General features: G+C 44.6%; 20 protein-coding genes and 1 riboswitch. Of the genes, 6 read left to right on the top strand and 14 right to left on the bottom strand.

All coding sequences use genetic code 11. The features are described from left to right. Window positions 1–365: 365 nt before the first annotated feature. The 3 genes from psb34 to QUB52_RS05795 form a co-directional block, all read right to left on the bottom strand. A complete protein-coding gene (gene psb34, locus QUB52_RS05805; protein WP_265238234.1) occupies window positions 366–533 on the bottom strand; it encodes a photosystem II assembly protein Psb34 in 168 nt (55 codons plus the stop codon). Between the two features lie 80 nt (window positions 534–613). Next, complete coding sequence (locus QUB52_RS05800; protein ID WP_332972328.1) at window positions 614–1,645, bottom strand: thiazole synthase; 1,032 nt, start codon at window positions 1,643–1,645, stop codon at window positions 614–616. After that, on the bottom strand, window positions 1,620–2,138 hold the full coding sequence (locus tag QUB52_RS05795; RefSeq protein ID WP_332972327.1) for a hypothetical protein: 519 nt from the start codon (window positions 2,136–2,138) through the stop codon (window positions 1,620–1,622). The genes QUB52_RS05800 and QUB52_RS05795 overlap by 26 nt, the downstream gene beginning before the upstream one ends. Before the next feature lie 45 nt (window positions 2,139–2,183). On the opposite strand from QUB52_RS05795, the gene QUB52_RS05790 reads away from it, so the two are divergent. After that, window positions 2,184–2,885: a Crp/Fnr family transcriptional regulator gene (locus tag QUB52_RS05790; RefSeq protein ID WP_332972326.1), complete on the top strand. Its 702-nt coding sequence runs from the start codon at window positions 2,184–2,186 to the stop codon at window positions 2,883–2,885. A 250-nt stretch (window positions 2,886–3,135) separates the two neighbouring features. On the opposite strand, the gene QUB52_RS05785 is transcribed toward QUB52_RS05790, so the two are convergent. The 6 genes from QUB52_RS05785 to QUB52_RS05760 form a co-directional block, all read right to left on the bottom strand. After that, the gene (locus QUB52_RS05785) at window positions 3,136–3,465 is read right to left on the bottom strand and encodes a cupin domain-containing protein (protein ID WP_332972325.1); all 330 of its coding nucleotides are present in this window, start codon (window positions 3,463–3,465) and stop codon (window positions 3,136–3,138) included. Window positions 3,466–3,479: 14 nt separating this feature from the next. Further along, the gene (locus QUB52_RS05780; RefSeq protein WP_332972324.1) at window positions 3,480–4,259 is read right to left on the bottom strand and encodes an SAM-dependent methyltransferase; all 780 of its coding nucleotides are present in this window, start codon (window positions 4,257–4,259) and stop codon (window positions 3,480–3,482) included. A 380-nt stretch (window positions 4,260–4,639) separates the two neighbouring features. Beyond that, window positions 4,640–5,641: a methyltransferase domain-containing protein gene (locus QUB52_RS05775; RefSeq protein WP_332972322.1), complete on the bottom strand. Its 1,002-nt coding sequence runs from the start codon at window positions 5,639–5,641 to the stop codon at window positions 4,640–4,642. A 294-nt stretch (window positions 5,642–5,935) separates the two neighbouring features. After that, entirely contained in the window at window positions 5,936–7,087 is a 1,152-nt protein-coding gene (locus QUB52_RS05770) for a fatty acid desaturase (RefSeq protein ID WP_332972321.1), read from the bottom strand. A gap of 129 nt (window positions 7,088–7,216) precedes the next feature. After that, the gene (locus QUB52_RS05765) at window positions 7,217–7,672 is read right to left on the bottom strand and encodes a hypothetical protein (protein WP_265238219.1); all 456 of its coding nucleotides are present in this window, start codon (window positions 7,670–7,672) and stop codon (window positions 7,217–7,219) included. Further along, complete coding sequence (locus QUB52_RS05760) at window positions 7,662–7,844, bottom strand: hypothetical protein (RefSeq protein ID WP_265238217.1); 183 nt, start codon at window positions 7,842–7,844, stop codon at window positions 7,662–7,664. Before QUB52_RS05760 ends, QUB52_RS05765 begins: the two co-directional genes overlap by 11 nt. Window positions 7,845–8,149: 305 nt before the next feature. Beyond that, window positions 8,150–8,294, bottom strand: a riboswitch (cobalamin riboswitch). 127 nt (window positions 8,295–8,421) lie between these two features. Here QUB52_RS05760 and QUB52_RS05755 point away from each other — a divergent pair. After that, window positions 8,422–8,586 (top strand): hypothetical protein, encoded by a 165-nt coding sequence (locus tag QUB52_RS05755; RefSeq protein ID WP_332972320.1) that lies wholly within the window; start codon window positions 8,422–8,424, stop codon window positions 8,584–8,586. 269 nt (window positions 8,587–8,855) lie between these two features. Here QUB52_RS05755 and QUB52_RS05750 read toward each other — a convergent pair whose 3' ends face one another. After that, window positions 8,856–9,599 (bottom strand): LuxR C-terminal-related transcriptional regulator, encoded by a 744-nt coding sequence (locus tag QUB52_RS05750; protein ID WP_332972319.1) that lies wholly within the window; start codon window positions 9,597–9,599, stop codon window positions 8,856–8,858. A gap of 90 nt (window positions 9,600–9,689) precedes the next feature. Here QUB52_RS05750 and QUB52_RS05745 point away from each other — a divergent pair, with 90 nt between their 5' ends. The 3 genes from QUB52_RS05745 (at window position 9,690) to QUB52_RS05735 (ending at window position 11,299) form a co-directional block, all read left to right on the top strand. Further along, window positions 9,690–10,121, top strand: a complete 432-nt coding sequence (locus QUB52_RS05745) for a DUF6220 domain-containing protein (protein WP_332972318.1) — start codon at window positions 9,690–9,692, stop codon at window positions 10,119–10,121. Continuing rightward, on the top strand, window positions 10,122–10,550 hold the full coding sequence (locus QUB52_RS05740; protein ID WP_332972317.1) for an MAPEG family protein: 429 nt from the start codon (window positions 10,122–10,124) through the stop codon (window positions 10,548–10,550). It abuts the gene before it with no gap. A 275-nt stretch (window positions 10,551–10,825) separates the two neighbouring features. Next, entirely contained in the window at window positions 10,826–11,299 is a 474-nt protein-coding gene (locus tag QUB52_RS05735; protein WP_265238206.1) for a hypothetical protein, read from the top strand. A gap of 71 nt (window positions 11,300–11,370) precedes the next feature. On the opposite strand, the gene thiO is transcribed toward QUB52_RS05735, so the two are convergent. Both thiO and QUB52_RS05725 read right to left on the bottom strand, forming a co-directional pair. Beyond that, complete coding sequence (gene thiO, locus QUB52_RS05730) at window positions 11,371–12,468, bottom strand: glycine oxidase ThiO (protein ID WP_332972316.1); 1,098 nt, start codon at window positions 12,466–12,468, stop codon at window positions 11,371–11,373. 190 nt (window positions 12,469–12,658) lie between these two features. Further along, on the bottom strand, window positions 12,659–12,997 hold the full coding sequence (locus QUB52_RS05725; protein ID WP_194066975.1) for a 2Fe-2S iron-sulfur cluster-binding protein: 339 nt from the start codon (window positions 12,995–12,997) through the stop codon (window positions 12,659–12,661). Window positions 12,998–13,112: 115 nt separating this feature from the next. Here QUB52_RS05725 and cimA point away from each other — a divergent pair, with 115 nt between their 5' ends. Further along, window positions 13,113–14,726 carry a citramalate synthase gene (gene cimA / locus QUB52_RS05720; RefSeq protein WP_332972315.1) on the top strand — a complete coding sequence of 538 codons (1,614 nt, stop codon included), beginning with the start codon at window positions 13,113–13,115 and terminating at the stop codon, window positions 14,724–14,726. A gap of 262 nt (window positions 14,727–14,988) precedes the next feature. Here the strand turns inward: cimA and QUB52_RS05715 are convergent, their stop codons facing one another. Both QUB52_RS05715 and QUB52_RS05710 read right to left on the bottom strand, forming a co-directional pair. Then, window positions 14,989–17,199, bottom strand: coding sequence for a peptidase domain-containing ABC transporter (locus QUB52_RS05715; protein WP_332968112.1), 2,211 nt, complete (start codon window positions 17,197–17,199; stop codon window positions 14,989–14,991). 133 nt (window positions 17,200–17,332) lie between these two features. Then, window positions 17,333–17,521: a hypothetical protein gene (locus tag QUB52_RS05710; RefSeq protein ID WP_265238196.1), complete on the bottom strand. Its 189-nt coding sequence runs from the start codon at window positions 17,519–17,521 to the stop codon at window positions 17,333–17,335. Window positions 17,522–17,700: the final 179 nt, after the last annotated feature.

Genomic DNA, 17,700 nt, shown 5'->3' with positions numbered 1-17,700 from the left:
ATTGTAGATTATAGAGTTGAGAGTTGAAATCGCCGATAGGCGATCGCAACACCGACCCATTCGGCAGTCAATCGCACCGTTAACCACCACAGGATTGTAGATTTTCAATTAGCAATTTTATATTTTTGACGCTGCCGTCTGATTAATTGCCGCCAAGTCCCTGAACCTCATCGCCCCAAGCAAACCACCAAATTTCTGCTGGTCTTATTTAGTTTTTCAGCTCGCTCGGCACTGTTCAGGATTATCGCAACTACCTGCTTTTCATTGAAACACAAAAACCATGTTGACCTTGGTAGGGAAACATGGTTTGTTGAATGATTATTTAAAATTTTGATTTGAAGCAGGTTTGAGTGTCAGCTCAGCTTTTAGACTGAAGCAGCCACATACACCAAACCGGCCACCAACAGGAATGCTGCAACACCTAGGATGATGTAGTTCCGCTGCTGGTTTTTGTCGGGAGGTTCGGCGCCGTAGACTTTCGGCTCTTTGGCAAAGTTGTTCAAGCGTCCGTCTTCTTCGGTAGTATAAGGCATTGGCAACAATCCTCAATATTTTTGATTGCCATCACTTTACCAAAAAACGCTATCAAAGCGCCGCCCTTAAGTTCAGGAATTTATTTTGAGTTGACAGTGCCTGTTTCGGGGGAAGAGGCGATCGCATAATCTTTGACAGGCATTCTTCCTGCTAAGTACGCTAAACGTCCCGCTTCTGCTGCCATTCCCATTGCTTTTGCCATCGCCGGGGAATTTTGGGCATTGGCGATCGCCGAATTAATCAACAGTGCATCAGCGCCCATTTCCATTGCTTGGGCCGCTTCGCTGGGAGTGCCGATTCCGGCATCGACTACCACAGGAATTTTCACCGTGTCAATAATGATTTGAATATTGGCAGCATTATTGATCCCTTGCCCGGAACCGATGGGCGAACCTAAAGGCATGACAGTTGCACAACCGACTTCTTCGAGGCGTTTTGCTAGCAGCGGATCGGCATTAATGTAAGGCAAAACGGCAAAACCTTCTTTGACTAATTGCTCTGCGGCTTCCAAAGTGCCGATCGGATCTGGGAGCAAATACTTAGCATCAGGAATCACTTCTAACTTGACAAAATTATTATCTTCCTGCCCCAAAAGCTTTGCCATTTCCCGGCCCAAACGAGCCACTCTAATCGCCTCATCCGCAGTTTGACAACCAGCAGTATTGGGCAGCATCCAAATTTTAGTCCAATCAAGAGCCTCTGCCAATCCTTCATGACCGGGAGCATTTGTCTGCACCCGCCGCACAGCTACAGTCACAATTTCGCACCTGCTAGCATTGACACTTTGCTGCATTTCGGCAATGCTGCGATATTTTCCCGTCCCCGTCATCAAGCGAGAATGAAAAGTTTTGCCAGCAATCACCAGAGGTTTATCTAAAGATGGCGTTGCTGTATCTACTGGATAGCCAAAAATGCTGTATTCTACTGCCTCTTCCCACTGCTTTCGACCTCCGAGCATTGCTTCAAGCTGCCAAGCTTCTTCAATAGTTAGATCGTCGTGGGTAACAGCAGATAAAATTTGCCCTAAAGTAATTAATTTAGCATCTCGCGGCATATTGTTCTGCAATCCCCGCGTTACAATCTCTTTAAATTCGCTGAAATGATCTTCCATTTTTCCACTCTTCCCTTGTGATGATTTGAATTTGTTCGCTGTTGACAACAAAAAATATTTTTTGAATTTGCTTTTCGGTATCCCAGAACAGAGCTTGTTTGATGCCAGCGTTGATTTTCCAGACATCGTAATTTTCTCGGTTGATGTGAAAAATAACGGTTGCTGCACCTTGCTTTTTTGCTCTACTGATGCCTTCTTGCACTCTGTCTCTAATATTTTGAGTCTGTTCTGTCAACTCCTTAAATTCGCAAATCTGACCGTCAATCTCAGCATCTGGCGTTCTCACACCCTCTGCTGCTTGTTCGATCAAAATTTTAACTCTCTTGCCTATTTTAGCCAAAACTTCAGCAACAAAGATTTCCGAATTATTAAGATTGTGTTGTTGGTGGATGAGGACAAATCCGCCAGCTACCTCATCAAAATAATATCGCTGATATTCGGGTTCGGCATTTTCGTAGATGGCTTTGCTTGTCTGGATATATTCTGAATTCACCGTTATTATACTCTCAATGGACTCCGATCGCCTAAAGTTAAATGTATGAAAGCAACTGTCGAGCAACTGGCCGAAATTGGGATATTTGCCAGCTTAAACCGAACTGAATTGGAGCAATTGCAAGAACATACAGCAATTCGGACTTACCGACAGGGAGAAGTTGTGATGTATGAGGGCGATCGCATCCCCGAAAAATTATACACGCTTTTGAGCGGTTCTCTGCGGGTGGCAAAAACAGCGGTGGCGGGTAAAGAAACAATTCTCCGCACCCTATTTCAGGGAGATATGTTTGCTGCGCCTGCTTTGTTGGGTGACGGGATTGCGCCGGCAACGGTGACTGCTGAAACTGATGTGGAGGTTATTACCACAGAACGGGATTTTTTGCTAGCAGCAATTCGAGAAAATCCTGAGATTGCTTTGCGAATATTGGCGGTTTTTAACCAGCGGTTGCAGCAACTACATGAGACTGTACACGGTTTGGTGTCGGAAAGGGCGATCGTGCGGCTGGCCCGATTCATTCATTACTTTGGCATCGAGCAAGGCACGAAGATTGTAAATAATAGTGTATGTTTAGAAAAACGTTTGCCATACTATCAAATTGCTCGCAGTATTGGCATTACCTATGAAGAATGCGTGCGCTTATTTAAGAAACTCAAGCCGTTTGTATCCTACAGTCGAGGCGGTAAAATTACTGTGTTGGATTGGCACAAATTGGAGGGTATTGCCTCTGGAGATGAAATAGATTAAAGCCTTCCCGAAAATAAGACGGTGGTTTAAATCGCGCCTACAACGAAGATAAGACGGTGGTTGAAACCGCGTCTACAAAAACAAAGTCTGCCTCCGCAGACTCAAGATCAGATAATTTTAACCACTCATTCTTCAACCCGCGGAGGCGGGTTTTGTTTGTGTCGCCGCGAATTCCATTCGCCGGGTCTTATTCTCACGAATTCCATTCGCCGGTCTTATTCTCACGAATTCCATTCGCCGGGTCTTATTTTCACTCCGAAAATGTCAAAACAAACGCCAAATTTTCTTCAGCTTTCAAAGCGTGAGGCGCTCGTGCGGGCATGAATACAAATACTCCCGGTTCCAAAACTATATCCTTACCTTCGAGCGTCAAAACTCCTTTTCCTGCGACTACATTAATTGTCGCATTCCGCGCTGAATGGTGTTCGGCAATGTCCGAACCTGCTGCCAAACAAAGTAAAGTATGCTGACAATTATTGTCTTTGACTAAAATTTTGCTCAGCACTCCGGTGGCGGGATATTCGATTGTGTCTTTGAGTTGGATTGATGAAGATTGTAGTGGTAAAATGGTAGCAGTCATAACTTTTTACTCCGTTAAGATTGTTTTTGAGCACAGATGATGATGTAGCCTAAATCCTGTTGGTACTTCTGGAAAACTCGACGCATTGCTAAGATACGATCGCGAATTTGCGATCGGCTTAAAACATTCCACAAAATTCGCGCAGTACCCACAAAGCCTTCATCATCAAGCATTCGCCGCAAGTTGAGAAGTCCCATCGCCCCGGTTTGACACTTTTCTACTTGCAAACCCGCGTTTTGACAAAGAGCAATCCAGCCCGACTCAGACAAAGGTGTTGAATTAACTCGAATCACTTCCGATAAAGCTTTGTGAATTTCTGCTTCTCGGTTTTTGGCTAAAAGTTCGTGAGAGAGAAACTTGCCACCCGGTTTTAGCCGATCGCCAATTCCTGATAAAATCTTTGCTTTCCCCGACGGCGACTGCATCGTCAGAATAGCTTCAGCCAACACCCAATCAAACTCTTGGGTAATCCGATCCAAGTGCAAAATATCTCCTTCGATAATTTCCACGCGATCGCTCAAACCCGCTGCTGCAACGTTAGCACGGGCGCGCGCCACACTGTCGGGATTTTTCTCAACTCCCACTACTTTTACACCAAAACGTTCTGCAAGGGCGATCGAACTATATCCAAAACTCGCCGCCAACTCCAAAACAGTATCCCCAGACTTAAAATCCGCCAATTCTAATAACATTTCTGTAGCAGCTTTTCCCCCCGGCCTCAGCATTGTCTTGCCAGCGGCTGCTAGGACTTCATGGCCCGGCGCAGTCTTAAAATTGAGAGTAGTATTGGTCATAGATTTGACCTCCTATTTAACCTTACTCTCAGTTTGCCAGATTCTCCCAAATCTGTCTATGAGCTAACTCATATTCAAATAAGATAGGACGTACGGTTGAAACCGCGTCTATATAAACGAATATGGCGGTTGAAACCGCGTCTATATAAACGAATACGGCGGTTGAAACCGCGTCTATATAAACGAATATGGCGGTTGAAACCGCGTCTATATAAACGAAGTCGGCGGTTGAAACCGCGTCTACACAAACGAAGTCCGCCTCCGCGGACTGAAGAGAATAACGTAATTTTAATTGCAATATCTTCAACCCGCGCAGGCGGGTTTTGCCTGTCTAGACGCGGTTTCAACCGCCAGTCTTCTTAATTTTAATTGCAATGTCTTCAACCCGCGGAGGCGGGTTTTGCCTGTCTAGACGCGGTTTCAACCGCCAGACTTCTCTCTATCGAATTTGCTCGGATTGCGCGGAACATTCCAAAGCGACAAAGCCCCGCACCAAATGCTAACCGCATTAGTAAAAGAGTCGGTACTTCTCGCAGAGACTTGATGAAACCCGATACACCAAAACGCACTAATCCGGCCGGTCTAGCAATGCCTTGCCAGATAGAATCTATCCATGAAGGAAGGGTTTCTTTCGTCCAATCTGCGGTAGTCACAACGCCCTCCACCAACCCCGTTGCTTCTAAAAGTTCTGAAAAGCCTTCGATGCTTGAAAAAGCCGGATGTGACCATTGATCCAGCAGTTGCTGCATTACAGGTTTCTCCCAGAAATTGAGCGGGATTTTGCGATCGTCTCTTTGATTCCAATCCGCCACAACTAGCACGCCACCGGGCTTTACGACTCTCATCAACTCTTTCGCAAACACGGATTTATCTGGCATATGGGGCCCAGCTTCGATCGACCAAACCACATCAAAACTCCCATCTGGAAACGACAGCGCCATAGCATCATCCACCCGAAACTGCAAATCAAGTTCTGGGGGAGTTAATTCTTGAGCACGTTGAACTTGCTGCGGGCTGATAGTAATCCCGGTGACAGCAAACTTATAATCCTGCGCCAGAATCCGGCTGCTACCACCAATTCCACAGCCCACATCTAAGACGGTAATACCAGCAGGTAATTGATCCAAGCCGCCCCAGCGCACCATTTCATGCACAAAATCCGATTTAGCTGCGAGGAAATCTTTCCGTTGTGGCGGCGCACCGTAATGCCCCAAGTGGATATGTTCGCCCCAATAAAATTCCAAAATGCCGTCTTCCGTCCATTCATCGTAGGAATTGGCCACAGAATCGGATGATTGATAAGGGCGAGCCGTGATTAAATAGATCGTAAGGGCGATCGCAAGTAGTACAAACAAAACTCCAAGTACAACAAAAAAATTCATTTTTTACCCGATCTCCAGAGCAGAATGTATAACAGTGGACAGTTGACAGTTGACAGTTCCATAGTAGGGGAATCAAACCATTTATGCTTGACGGGTATCGGCTCTATTCATGAGGTTATTTATGTCCTCACCGCTGTGGCAGTTGCTATATGCTAAAATTGCCCAAAAAAATGGAGCGATTGAACGATTATAAGATAATACTGCGGTTTCAACCGCCCCTACCAAAACTATCTCCGTATCCACAGACTGAATAAGACAACATAATTTTTAGGCCTCGTTCCTTAACCCACTTTTTTAGGATTTTGCTTGTACAAGAGCGGTTTCAACCTTCGGTTTTTCTACATTGAGCAATTGAATTTGTAATTTTTCTTCAAATGATGCAATCGATTGCAGACTATCTGAATCAGCATCCCAAAGAATGAACTTGAAACAATCAGGAATATCGCGAATGGTCAGGATTGTTGAATTGCCAAGCAGGTGAAGATTAGCATTGTGACACGCCCGAAGATTGTAATTAGGGATTCGCTCAGAAAGATGATGAATATTGTGGTAAGCAATATCAGCCGAAAACCAATTAAGAATAGCTGGTAATTCTAGATAACTGCTGCCTTCAATTGCGCCAAGAAGATAGTCCCAACCCTCTGTTTTATGAGCGTAGGAACCCTCAAAATTATGCTGAACAAAGAAGATACAAATAAATATCGCCGCTGAACAAGTCATCACAATTGAGTAAACACTCCAGAAAAACCCCACCCCAAGTAAGTTGCTCAGATAAATCCAGCTACCAACAACACAAATATTGTTGAAGAGTAAATCCCGAAACTCAGCCGTCGTATACCAATGTTTGGATTTATAAGAGGCAATGATTCCAGATAAACCCATGCCAGAATCTTGATTTAGACAAGTAAAAATATGTTGAATAAAACCAACAGTCCCCAAAATCAGCGCGAGTCTGGGCTTAATGATCAGGTAGAAAAAACCACCAGGAAACAGCATAAATGGGTGTCTCAGCAACTGATATATCTTTTGATTAAATGGACTTAGCGCCGCAAACTTTTCTGTAGAAATCAACGCCGAAGGGCCTCGGTACATATCCCAATTACCATTATGTTTGTGGTGATAGGCGTGTCCCCTCGACCAGGGGTACTGAGGAATCGCATTGATGATACCTAGCAGGAAACCCACGGTGCGATTGACTTTTTTGGAACTAAACAGAGAATAGTGCCCGCAATCGTGCATCAAAGAGAAACAACGGCCAGAAAAAAGTGTCATTAACACGATTATCGGTGGCAGAAGCCATACAGAAATGGCAGCAGCTTTAAATGCTAAAAACCATAAAAATGTATAGGGAATGACTGTATTGAGTATTTGGCAAGTAGCTGTGAAATTGTTGCTCTTCATGTAAGGAGATAGCACAAAATCTGACTTTTTGATCGCGCTTTTCATTGAGTATGTTTGTAGTGTGGATAAGTGCTGAACTGAGAATTAGAATGTGGGCGTTTTGCCATTATAAAAATAAATTAATGGCAGTTTGCTTTTAACCCATATTTAATAAACCTGCTGATAATATTGAGTTCATTGTCTTCTCATTTGGCTTGTATCGTAGAGTTGAAATTCACCCCAACGCTGACGTACTTGGTCATAACAATCAACCGGAGGAATCGCCAACCGTTGCAGTAAATCGATTTCAATTTGACCGTCACCTGTTAGCAGAATAATAATTTCTTGGGTGGGATTGTATGTTGCAATAATTTGAAGCAAATTTGAAATGGCGCATGGCTCTAATTCGAGTCGTCGTAAATAATCTGTTACTGATAATTCAGTGATGAATTGCAAGTAATGCGGAATTGTATCAGTCTGCCAATTTACAGGTGCATTGACAGGTAGATCGACATCACAAACCGTCATACCTCGACCAAGGGTTAAAAATCCATTCCAAGCTGTGTATCCAATTGTCAGCATATTTTGGTGGATGAACTTATTCTGCCAATAGCTAAAGCTACCTTGCCGCTTGTTATTTTCAACTTGCATTGGCTTGATCCCCCAGCACTTTAGCATATTTCACCATATTTTTCAGCGAGGGAACAGTCTGAAATAAAGCATCTGTCTCTGATTTCCCACTCGCAAATGCTTCCAGGGCTTTCTTAACTTCTAGGTTTTTACCAATCCGAGGATATCTCAATGTCTCAGCTAGAATCGTCATAACTCAACTTATTTCAATGATTAAATTTGTGAAAATTGACAGCAAAAATATACTGAGGCTGAGTTCAAACAGTTACAAAGTATGATGATTTTACTGTAGAGTAGCGACAGACTACACGGAAATAGTTAGCGATTGGTAGACATCGCCTTTTATTCACATTTACGCAGAAACTATTACCGACTAAAATCTATCAGGAATCAGTGAAGTCCAATCAATATCGTTCTAAGTCAATAGATCGATCGCCAAAACACATAAATTTTGAGAAAGCTGAATTAACCATCATCTATGCCTCGTAGACGAAAAAGAACAGGTTTGCGATATCGGCGGGCCTTCTGACTAAGAGACTGTATCATCTCATCACAGTTGCGGGACAGCGCCGGACTTACACCGGACTTTCCCCGTTTCTTCCAACGGTTGCTTTTCGTTGAAACCGATTTTTGCACATCTATGAGCTTATCACAATTTTGGCTTGTTTGCATAAAAAACTGTGAAATCTGTCACCAGCGCCACAAATCGCTGCACCGGAACGCATTAATACGACTGGTTGGTGGCAAAGGCGATCGGCGTTGGGTGAGGTATGACACTCTTGTGGCTTGCATCGTCTGTGGCACACTTTACCGTTCCACAATGGTTCAACTTTGAACTCGATCGCACGTTCAAAAGTTGGGCGACTCCCGAAAACTTTTTATTTGCGGGCTATATGGGCGATCGACAAAATTGCAAAAGTCATCAACTATCTTGAAATACATCTGCGTCGATCTGTGTTGCATCTGCCCTGAATCAGCAGTCAATTTATCGATCGAAAATTCATGCAAAAGGTCTGATAATCCAGAACTATAAATCATACTATACGGCAATTCGCAGACACATAAAAATCTTGATAATTTGCTTAATGAGAATGTGACAAGACACAAAACAGGCGGTAGTTTTGGGTTAGATCTGGTGTTCCTGCATTTGCAAGTTAACGCTCAGTTATACCGCTGCTTAGTCGGTGAAGGCGCAAGCAAAAGGTTATTGGTCAGTGTTGAGTACCAAATCAGATAGAGACTGTTTTACACTTGGCAAATGGTGTTTCGTAGCAGAAAGTTGTGCAACCATCTGTGCGCGAGATGAAACCTCAAGCTTGCGGAACATTCGCTTCAGAGCTTGCTTCACAGAATTCTCAGTAATCCAAAGTTCAGTCCCAATTTCTGCGTTGGTTCGTCCCAAAGCAACCAACTCGGCAATTTGCAATTCACGAGACGTTAAGCGATCGGTTTTGAAAGGTTCGTAGGGCGATTCCCTACGGGATAGCTTCGCCGCACGTACTGTTGCAGCCCATACAGACAAGTGCAAACAAATTGCACTCAAATCTGCTAGATTTTGTGCATCAAAGGCAGGCATTGACTGTTCGCGAGTGCAGCCCAATACACCCACTAATTGACCGCAGCTTACAATCGGCCCCGCCATCACGTGCCAATGATCGGGTCGAGGACAAATCATAGTCCAAACCTTGGGTGATGCTACTAATGCTTCGTGGACGGGAGCATGACGCTCTACTAAATAACGTACAACAGGATTATGTTCGATTGATAGTCCATTTTGCAGTGTTTTCTGAAGATTGCTATTTACCAAGGGCAGTCGATCGAAGAAAAAGACTCCCGATCGCTTAGCTGCAAAATACTCACCGATTTTCGGCACGACTTGCGATCGCAGATCTTGTTCATTCTTGACCTGATTAATTACTTCAAATATATGCTTTAAGGAATTTGTCATGGTCGTGCTGGCAAAAAGTGTACCCGATCGGGGTCTATGATTGCTGAGTTACTCAGCTTATATTATCAAAAGTATCAAAAATAACTGCACATGACCATCAATTCCGAAATTGAGCGCGCTCCCATCCGTTCGATGCAGATTGGGTTTTATGCGATTTCCGTCGTGTTTAACCTCTGCTTGATTGCTCAATTGTTAACGGTTGGAGTCGCTTACTTTGTTAATCCTGCATGGTGGGATATTCATGTTTGGCTAGTCCGAGGATATAGCGGGCTGTCATTATTATTGCTGGGATGGTCGCTCCTGACTCGATTCTCACCCAAAATACAACGTCTCACCGCAAGTCTACCCATGCTGCTGGGACTACAATTTTTTACCATTCATCTCAAGAGTCCTTTTCACTTAGAGGTACTCCATCCTCTGATTGGATTTACGTTACTCTTTGTTTCTTCAAGCCTTGTACATAGCGTAGGGCGGATTTTATCGCCTGCCAATCTTCAGAACGAGCGAGTTTCAAAGGTATAAATGATGCAAAATGCAATCTTCAGTCCCTTCTTTGCAATGGTGTTTCTGACACTCTTGGTCTGGGTGTATATGTACATCCGCCGTATCACTTTCATCACAAATACAAAGCTCAGCCCGAAGGATTTGGCTGTACCTGGTACACTGGCGCAGATATCGCCACCAAACGTATCCAATCCATCAGATAACTTGAAGAACCTGTTCGAGATTCCCGTCCTCTTTTATGCGCTGGTGTTATACCTCTTCATCACGAAACAGGTAGATGCAGTTTATGTGAATGCCGCTTGGATCTTCGTTGTCTTTCGCGCATTGCATAGCATCGTTCATTGTACATTCAATCTGATCATGCTTCGGTTCTACCTGTACCTATTTTCAACTCTCATGGTGTGGTTCATCGCAATTCGTGCAGCCCTTAGCCACTTTGCTACATAGATAACTCGATCGCACTCTCAAACATTCGGCGAGTCCAAAATCTTTTTATCCGTTGGGAGGATGATACGGGCGATCGACTTTCCAGCCAGTATCACACCGCCTGCGTAGGTGACAAACCGCCCCGGAAAGCCAAAATTGAGACAACATCCACCAGAGAGGATTTTGCCTCAACTCCTGGAAACGGGAACACAAAGAGCGATCGCAAGTGCGATCGTTCTTTGTGTTCGGAGCTCTAACTTGCTACAATTTAATCGCACACGCAACTAAAAGAGATTATGAGCGAACTATTAGATGAGACGCTTTCTATTGAAATCGCCACTCGCATTAAAAGCAACCGGAAAAACTGCTTTGATAACGCTTCCAAAGCAGCATTAACCACCGAAGGCGCAATCTACATCCAAGGATTTTTAGCTGCACCCGGAGCACCGTACAAACCCATCGAGTATAGCTGGATTGAACTCAACGAGCGGATTGTTGACCCAACTTTTCCCCATCTCGGCTTCAGCGCTCAAGACATTCATTACTTTCCCGCCCAGCGATTGAGCATCAAGAAACTCAAAGCAATTCTAGATGAGTCAAAAGAAGATTATCCAGAAGATGACCCGCTACCGGTTTACGGCAATCAACCTTATGAATATTACGGCGATGTGATGTTAGGCGGCAAAGATTACCAAAATGCTTACGATTTGGCTTCCGCTAAATGCAGGGAATTGAACCAACCCAAAAAACAGGAATCTGACGAATCATGATTTACTGAAAAATGATTTTACGCGCTACATAAACGCGGTAAGGTGCGCACTGCGCACCTACAAATAGAGCTTTAAGTAAGTTTTGAAGATGCAAACCTCGCATAATTAAAACCAGCCAATAACGGATCTATTTTTTGATTCCAAATCGAATCAGCCAACAATTTAGCCGTCACCGGAGCCAACAAAATGCCATTGCGATAATGCCCCGTCGCCAGCGTCAAATTCTCCCAAGCACTTGCACCCAAAATCGGCAACTCATCGGTCGTTGCTGGGCGAAATCCCCACCAAAACTCTAGAATCGGATAATTTTGTAATTCGGGATATAACTGCATAGCTCCTGCTAGCAAGCTTTGGATTCCCGCCGCAGTATTTCCCGGAGTAAAATCTACATTTTCGCTAGTTGCACCAATAATAATTCTGCCATCTTGACGCGGTACAATATAAATGCCAGTCCCGAATAAAACTGTTTGCAGCGGCTGCATAACTCCACAATCTTCTGGTACGCATACTGACAGCATTTGCCCCTTTCTCGGAAACACAGGAACATTCAATAACTGATCAGACCAAGCACCAGTCGCCAAAACATAATGGTCTGCTTGCAATTTTCCTGCCGTTGTTTCAATGCCAAAAACTTGATTTCCCTGCCGAATAATTTCCCCTGCATTGCCTTGAATAATCTCAATTTGCAATTCTTTAGTTGCGGCTTGAAGCGTCCGAAATAAAGCGCGGTTGTCAACTTGAGCGTCGTCAGGATACCACCAACCACCGATTACTTCTTCACCCAATCCTAACTGCTGCTGGCGAATCGCATCTCTGTCCAACCAATGAGAATTAAGGTTTAACAAATGTGGCTGTTCTTGAGGCTGATTTTGACAGACTGGTGCGAGAATGCCCGATCGCCAATACCCCGTTTTCAACCCCGTAATCTCTTCCAGCCGTTCCACCCAGGCAGCATACAGGGAGCGACTTTGCAAGCACAAATCCAGCATCGGACTAGGAGGAATTCGTTCAGCTTGGGGGGCAAGCATTCCGGCTGCCGCCCGCGCCGTCGGTTGTTTAGAATCAGCGGTGAGAACGGCGACAGAAGCCCCTCGCAACTTCAGTTCAACTGCTAGGGAAAGGCCGATAATTCCGCCGCCAATAATCAGAATATCTTGAGATGAATTCATTGACTTTTCTATGGACTTTCTGGCTTTTTTTACCTCTGGGCATTCTTGAGAGTAAGGTGCTGGTGTTCGCACCTTACAGTTAGAATTTTTGCACAATTTTTACATACTCTCGGTGGGGCGATGCTCCTAGCCCGCCCGAAATATGCAATCTAAATGCAGTACAGCTTATCAGCCTTCATCCGCAAAAAATCTATGCTTGCGGTTTCCAGACAGTTTCCGAGCCCTGGCCCCAAAAACCATCATATTTTGTCACCTTAATATCGCCTAAAACCTTAGTCTGGCAGGACAAACGGCGGTTCGATGCGGGAGAATGGGGAGGAAGCGAAAGTCGGGCTTTTTCGCGCCACTCGGGCTCGGAAACTTCGCCCTCGATGCTGACGGCGCAGGTGCCGCAAGTGCCTAGCCCGTGGCAGTTGATGACTTTGGCGTTACCGTTGTAGAGGTCGATACCGTTTTTGAGCAAAACTTCACGGAGATTCGATTCGCGATCGCACTCAAATGTTTTTCCTTGCGCTTGTACCTTAACCACAGCAATTCACCCCAATTAGATTTATGTTAACTTTCCTATATATTATCGCATTTATTTCAAATAAATTCATCTAATATGATAAGTCATATATTACCAAATTCTCATCGCACTTCCCATGACAAATCGGCTCTGGATCTACGATACCACGCTACGAGACGGTGCTCAGTGCGAGGGACTCTGCCTATCTCTCGAAGATAAACTGCGCATAGCTCGACAGTTAGATAGTTTAGGAATTCCCTTTATTGAAGGCGGCTGGCCGGGAGCTAATCCTAAAGACGTACAGTTTTTTTGGCGGCTCAAAGAAGAGCCGTTAACTCAAGCAGAAGTTGTCGCTTTCTGTTCGACTAGACGGCCGGGAAGGACAGCAGCAAATGATGAAATGTTACAGCCTATTTTGTCCGCAGGTACTCGCTGGGTAACGCTGTTTGGCAAGTCGTGGGATTTGCACGTCATTGAAGGTTTGAAGACGACCCTAGAAGAAAATTTGGCGATGATTCGAGATACAATTGAATATTTACGGAGCCAGGGAAGGCGCGTTATTTACGATGCTGAACACTGGTTTGATGGCTACAAATACAATCCCGATTATGCTCTTCAAACTTTAGCAGCGGCGGCGGAGGCCGGTGCAGAATGGCTGGTGCTTTGCGATACTAACGGCGGCACTTTACCCCACGAAGTAACTCAAGTAGTTCGCGATGTTTTAGCATTTTTAGCAACAAAAAGTACAACATTTTTACACTTAGGAATTCACACTCACAACGACTCTGGAGTTGCGGTTGCTAATGCTTTGGCTGCTGTGCAAGAAGGCGTGAAAATGGTGCAGGGAACTATTAACGGTTACGGCGAACGCTGCGGCAATGCTAATTTGTGTTCATTGATTCCTAATTTTCAGCTAAAGTTAGGTTATGATTGTATTCAAAATGAACAGTTAGCCAAATTAACTCAAGTCAGTCGATCTGTCAGCGAAATTGTCAATCTCGCTCCCGATGATCATGCTCCTTTTGTCGGTCTTTCGGCTTTTGCTCACAAGGGCGGAATTCACGTATCAGCGGTTGAAAAAAATCCCTTAACTTACGAACATTTGGAACCTGAAAAAATCGGCAATATCCGGCGAATTGTGATTTCGGATCAAGCTGGTTTGAGTAATGTTTTGGCGAAGGCTAAGACTTTTGGGATTGAGCTCGATCGCAAAAACCCTGCTTGCCGCCAAATTCTGGAAAAATTAAAAGCTTTGGAAAGTCAAGGATATCAATTTGAAGGCGCTGAGGCAAGTTTTGAATTGTTGATGCGGGAGGCTTTGGAACAGCGCCAGCGGTGGTTTGAAATTAAGGGATTTCAAGTACACTGCGATAAGGTTGGCGAAGATTGTACGGCTTTAGCAACTGTCAAATTGTCAGTCAACGGTACAAATATTCTGGAATGTGCGGAAGGAAACGGCCCGGTTTCCGCTTTGGATTCGGCTTTGCGGAAAGCTTTGGTGAATTTTTATCCGGCGATTGCACATTTTTATCTAACAGACTACAAAGTGCGAATTCTCGACTCTGGTGCGGGTACTTCTGCTAAAACTCGCGTTTTATTGGAATCGAGCAACCGCCAGCAGCGGTGGACAACTGTAGGGGTTTCTACTAATATTTTGGATGCTTCTTGTCAGGCGGTTGTTGAAGGTTTGGAGTATGGTTTGGTGCTGGACAATCAAGAGGCGATTCCTTTGGTTTGTCGGGTTCATTAATTAAGAATACCGGGCGGTTAGAAACCGCGTCGATACAAACAAAACCCGCCTCCGCGGGTTGAAGATGATAAAAATACCGGGCGGTTAGAAACCGCGTCGATACAAACAAAACCCGCCTCCGCGGGTTGAAGATGAAGAGTATGCGGTTAAAATTACCTTATTCTCTTCAGTCCGCGGAGGCGGACTTTGTTTGTGTAGGCGCGGTTTCAACCGCCGTCTTATCTTATTGAACCGTATTGATTGTCAACTAACTATAACTTGTTTAAGGATGCAAAAACTCTAAATGATCTCCGGGAACCGATCGCAATTTAGCCGCAGATCCTTGCAGTTTCAACCTGCCGCGTTCTAACATGATAATCCAATCGGCGCGATCGATCACTCGCGGCCTGTGACTGATAAAAATCGTGGTTTTCCCGTGCCGGTACATCAGCAAATTTTCCAAAACTTCCGCCTCGCTGGCGGGGTCTAGCCCTGCGGTAGATTCATCTAAAATCAATACTGGCGGGTTGTTGAGAATGGCGCGGGCGATCGCCAATCTCTGTCTTTGTCCCCCAGAAATATTCGCTCCAAACTCCCCTAAAACAGTTTGATACTTATCAGGTAATTGACTGATAAATTCGTCAGCCCCCGCAATTTTACACACTTTCACAATCTGTTCAAAGCTGGCATCAGGACTGCCCAAATGAAAATTATCTAGAATCGATCTGCTCCAGAAATGCGCTTCTTGGGGAACAAGAACCACCTGCTGTCTGAGACAGTCGAGAGACAAATCCTGCAAGTTGTAACCGCCAATTCTCACATTACCAGATTGCAGCGGATACAGACCAGCAATTACCTTAGCTAACGTACTTTTTCCGCAACCAGAATAACCGATTAAAGCAATTGCTTGACCGCCGGGAAACGTCACAGAGAAATTTTCCAGTAAGTCAAGTCTGCCTGGGTAGTGAAAATTAACACTCTTGCAAACAATTTCGTCACGATCTTGAAGCGTTACCACAGGTTTATTAATATCGCTTTTACTTTCCGGCTCAGCGTCTATAACTTCCGAAAGCCGTTGAGTTGCTGTCTGGACGCGAGCCATTTCATCAGTAGATTCGACCAAGGAAGTCACCCAAGTAGTAACGTTTTGATTCATGCTAATAAAGGCTAGCAACTGACCAATACTCAATACCTTGTCAATCACCAAACCGCTGCCCAACCACAGCAGGGTAATGCTGCCCGCTGAAGCAATAAAACCAGAAAAAATATTGTTGAGAATGCCAATTTGTGTAGTCCGAAAAGTAAGACTCGCTAAGCGACCGAAGCGGCTTTGAAATTCTTCCCAAAGTTGCTGGGCGCTGCTAGTAGTTTTGACAGTCAGCGCGCCTTTAAAGGTTTCTACTAAAACGCCTTGAGTTTCTGCTTCTAGTACAAATAAATTCCGCGTCTTTTGCTGCAATACGGGCAGAAAAACTACTGTAGAGGCAGTCATGAACACAGCGATAACTGTAGCTGCCAGCGTCAGTTCCTTGCTGTAAAATAACATGAAAACAAAAGAAACTACAGCTATAAAAAATTGACTGGGCAAGCTGATAGCAAATTGAGAAACTAATTTATTGATTTCTTGGATATCTTGTAATCTACTGACAATTTCGCCGCTGCGTCTGGTTTCGTAAAAGCTCAAAGGCAATCGCAGGAATTTACGCCCGAATTCCATCACCAATCCCAACTCTAAACGCTGGGAAAATTGAGCAATCAAGTTTGATTGTACTAATCCCAAACTGCTGCTAAATAGGTTCATAACTATAACTGCGATCGCCACACTTGCCAAAAGTTGCGTGTCGCCCCGTACCAAAATGTCGTCGGTGAGCAGTTGTACGAGAAAAGGCGAAGAAATTGACAGCAAACCCAACACCATATTCAGCAACAGTGCTTCCATTAAAAGCTGGCGGTAAATCCAAACCCGGCGCATCCATTTTTGTACTGAATTGGCGGGCGGTTGACCGTCTGCTTCGGCAAAAAATCGATCGGGATCTGGGTCTACTAGCAAGCACAGCCAATCTGTCCAACCTGCCGCTAATTCTTCTTTGGAAATATAGCGCATACCGACAGCCGGATCGCCGATCGCATATTTGTCGCCCTGCTTTCCGTACAAAACAACCCAATGATAACCGCTCCAGTGAATAATTGCCGGCAAAGGTGCTTCATCAATTTTGTCTAAAATAGCAGCGGCTGCTCGCACCGATCGAGCATTAAAGCCCACCGCCTCAGCGCCTTGCTTCAAGCCCAGCAGAGTCGTCCCCTTTTGACCAGTGCCGGCACATTCTCGCAAACGACTAATAGTAAAATTCTGTCCGTAAAATTTGGCGATCGAAGCCAAACAAGCCGCCCCGCAGTCTTCTTCACTCTGCTGGATTACAACCTGGTATTTTTTAAATCTGTTTACTTGTCCGAATAATGGCATTTTGCCGATCAAAGGGATGTTCTTTAACATTTTGCAAATTGAATAATGAGTAGAGCATAATGAACACTACTCCTCACCAACTACCCAATCAGCAAAAAGCACCCATAAAGTTATGGGTGCTTCTCGATCGACAGTTAGAGAGCTGAATTCACAGCCCTAAACTTTAGGAGTAGCCGTAGCGGACTACTCTTCTGAAGGAACCGTCGCAATTCCGGCGGTACACTACCCAACTGCGGCGGCGCCCACGGTTACAGTTGTAGCGATTATTGGCATAATAGTAACCGCCGTTGACACTAGCTGATTCTTCAGGGGTGAGTTCAGCAAACAGTGAATTTTCCTTATTTTCTTGCATGATTTGACTCCTTTCAAGGTTAAAAGTTTTTCACAGAAACTAGAAATTATCTAAAATTTCTACAGCCTTGCTTAAATAAAGCACCATGAAATTATGGGTGCTTTCTCGATCGACAGTTAGAGAGCTGAATTCACAGCCCTAAACTTTAGGAGTAGCCGTAGCGGACTACTCTTCTGAAG

Origin of the sequence: Microcoleus sp. A6-C6 (assembly GCF_036705955.1) — a bacterium.
Lineage (GTDB): Bacteria > Cyanobacteriota > Cyanobacteriia > Cyanobacteriales > Microcoleaceae > Microcoleus.
Note: the sequence above shows the minus strand (reverse complement) of the source record. Positions and strands in the feature narration are given on the sequence as shown.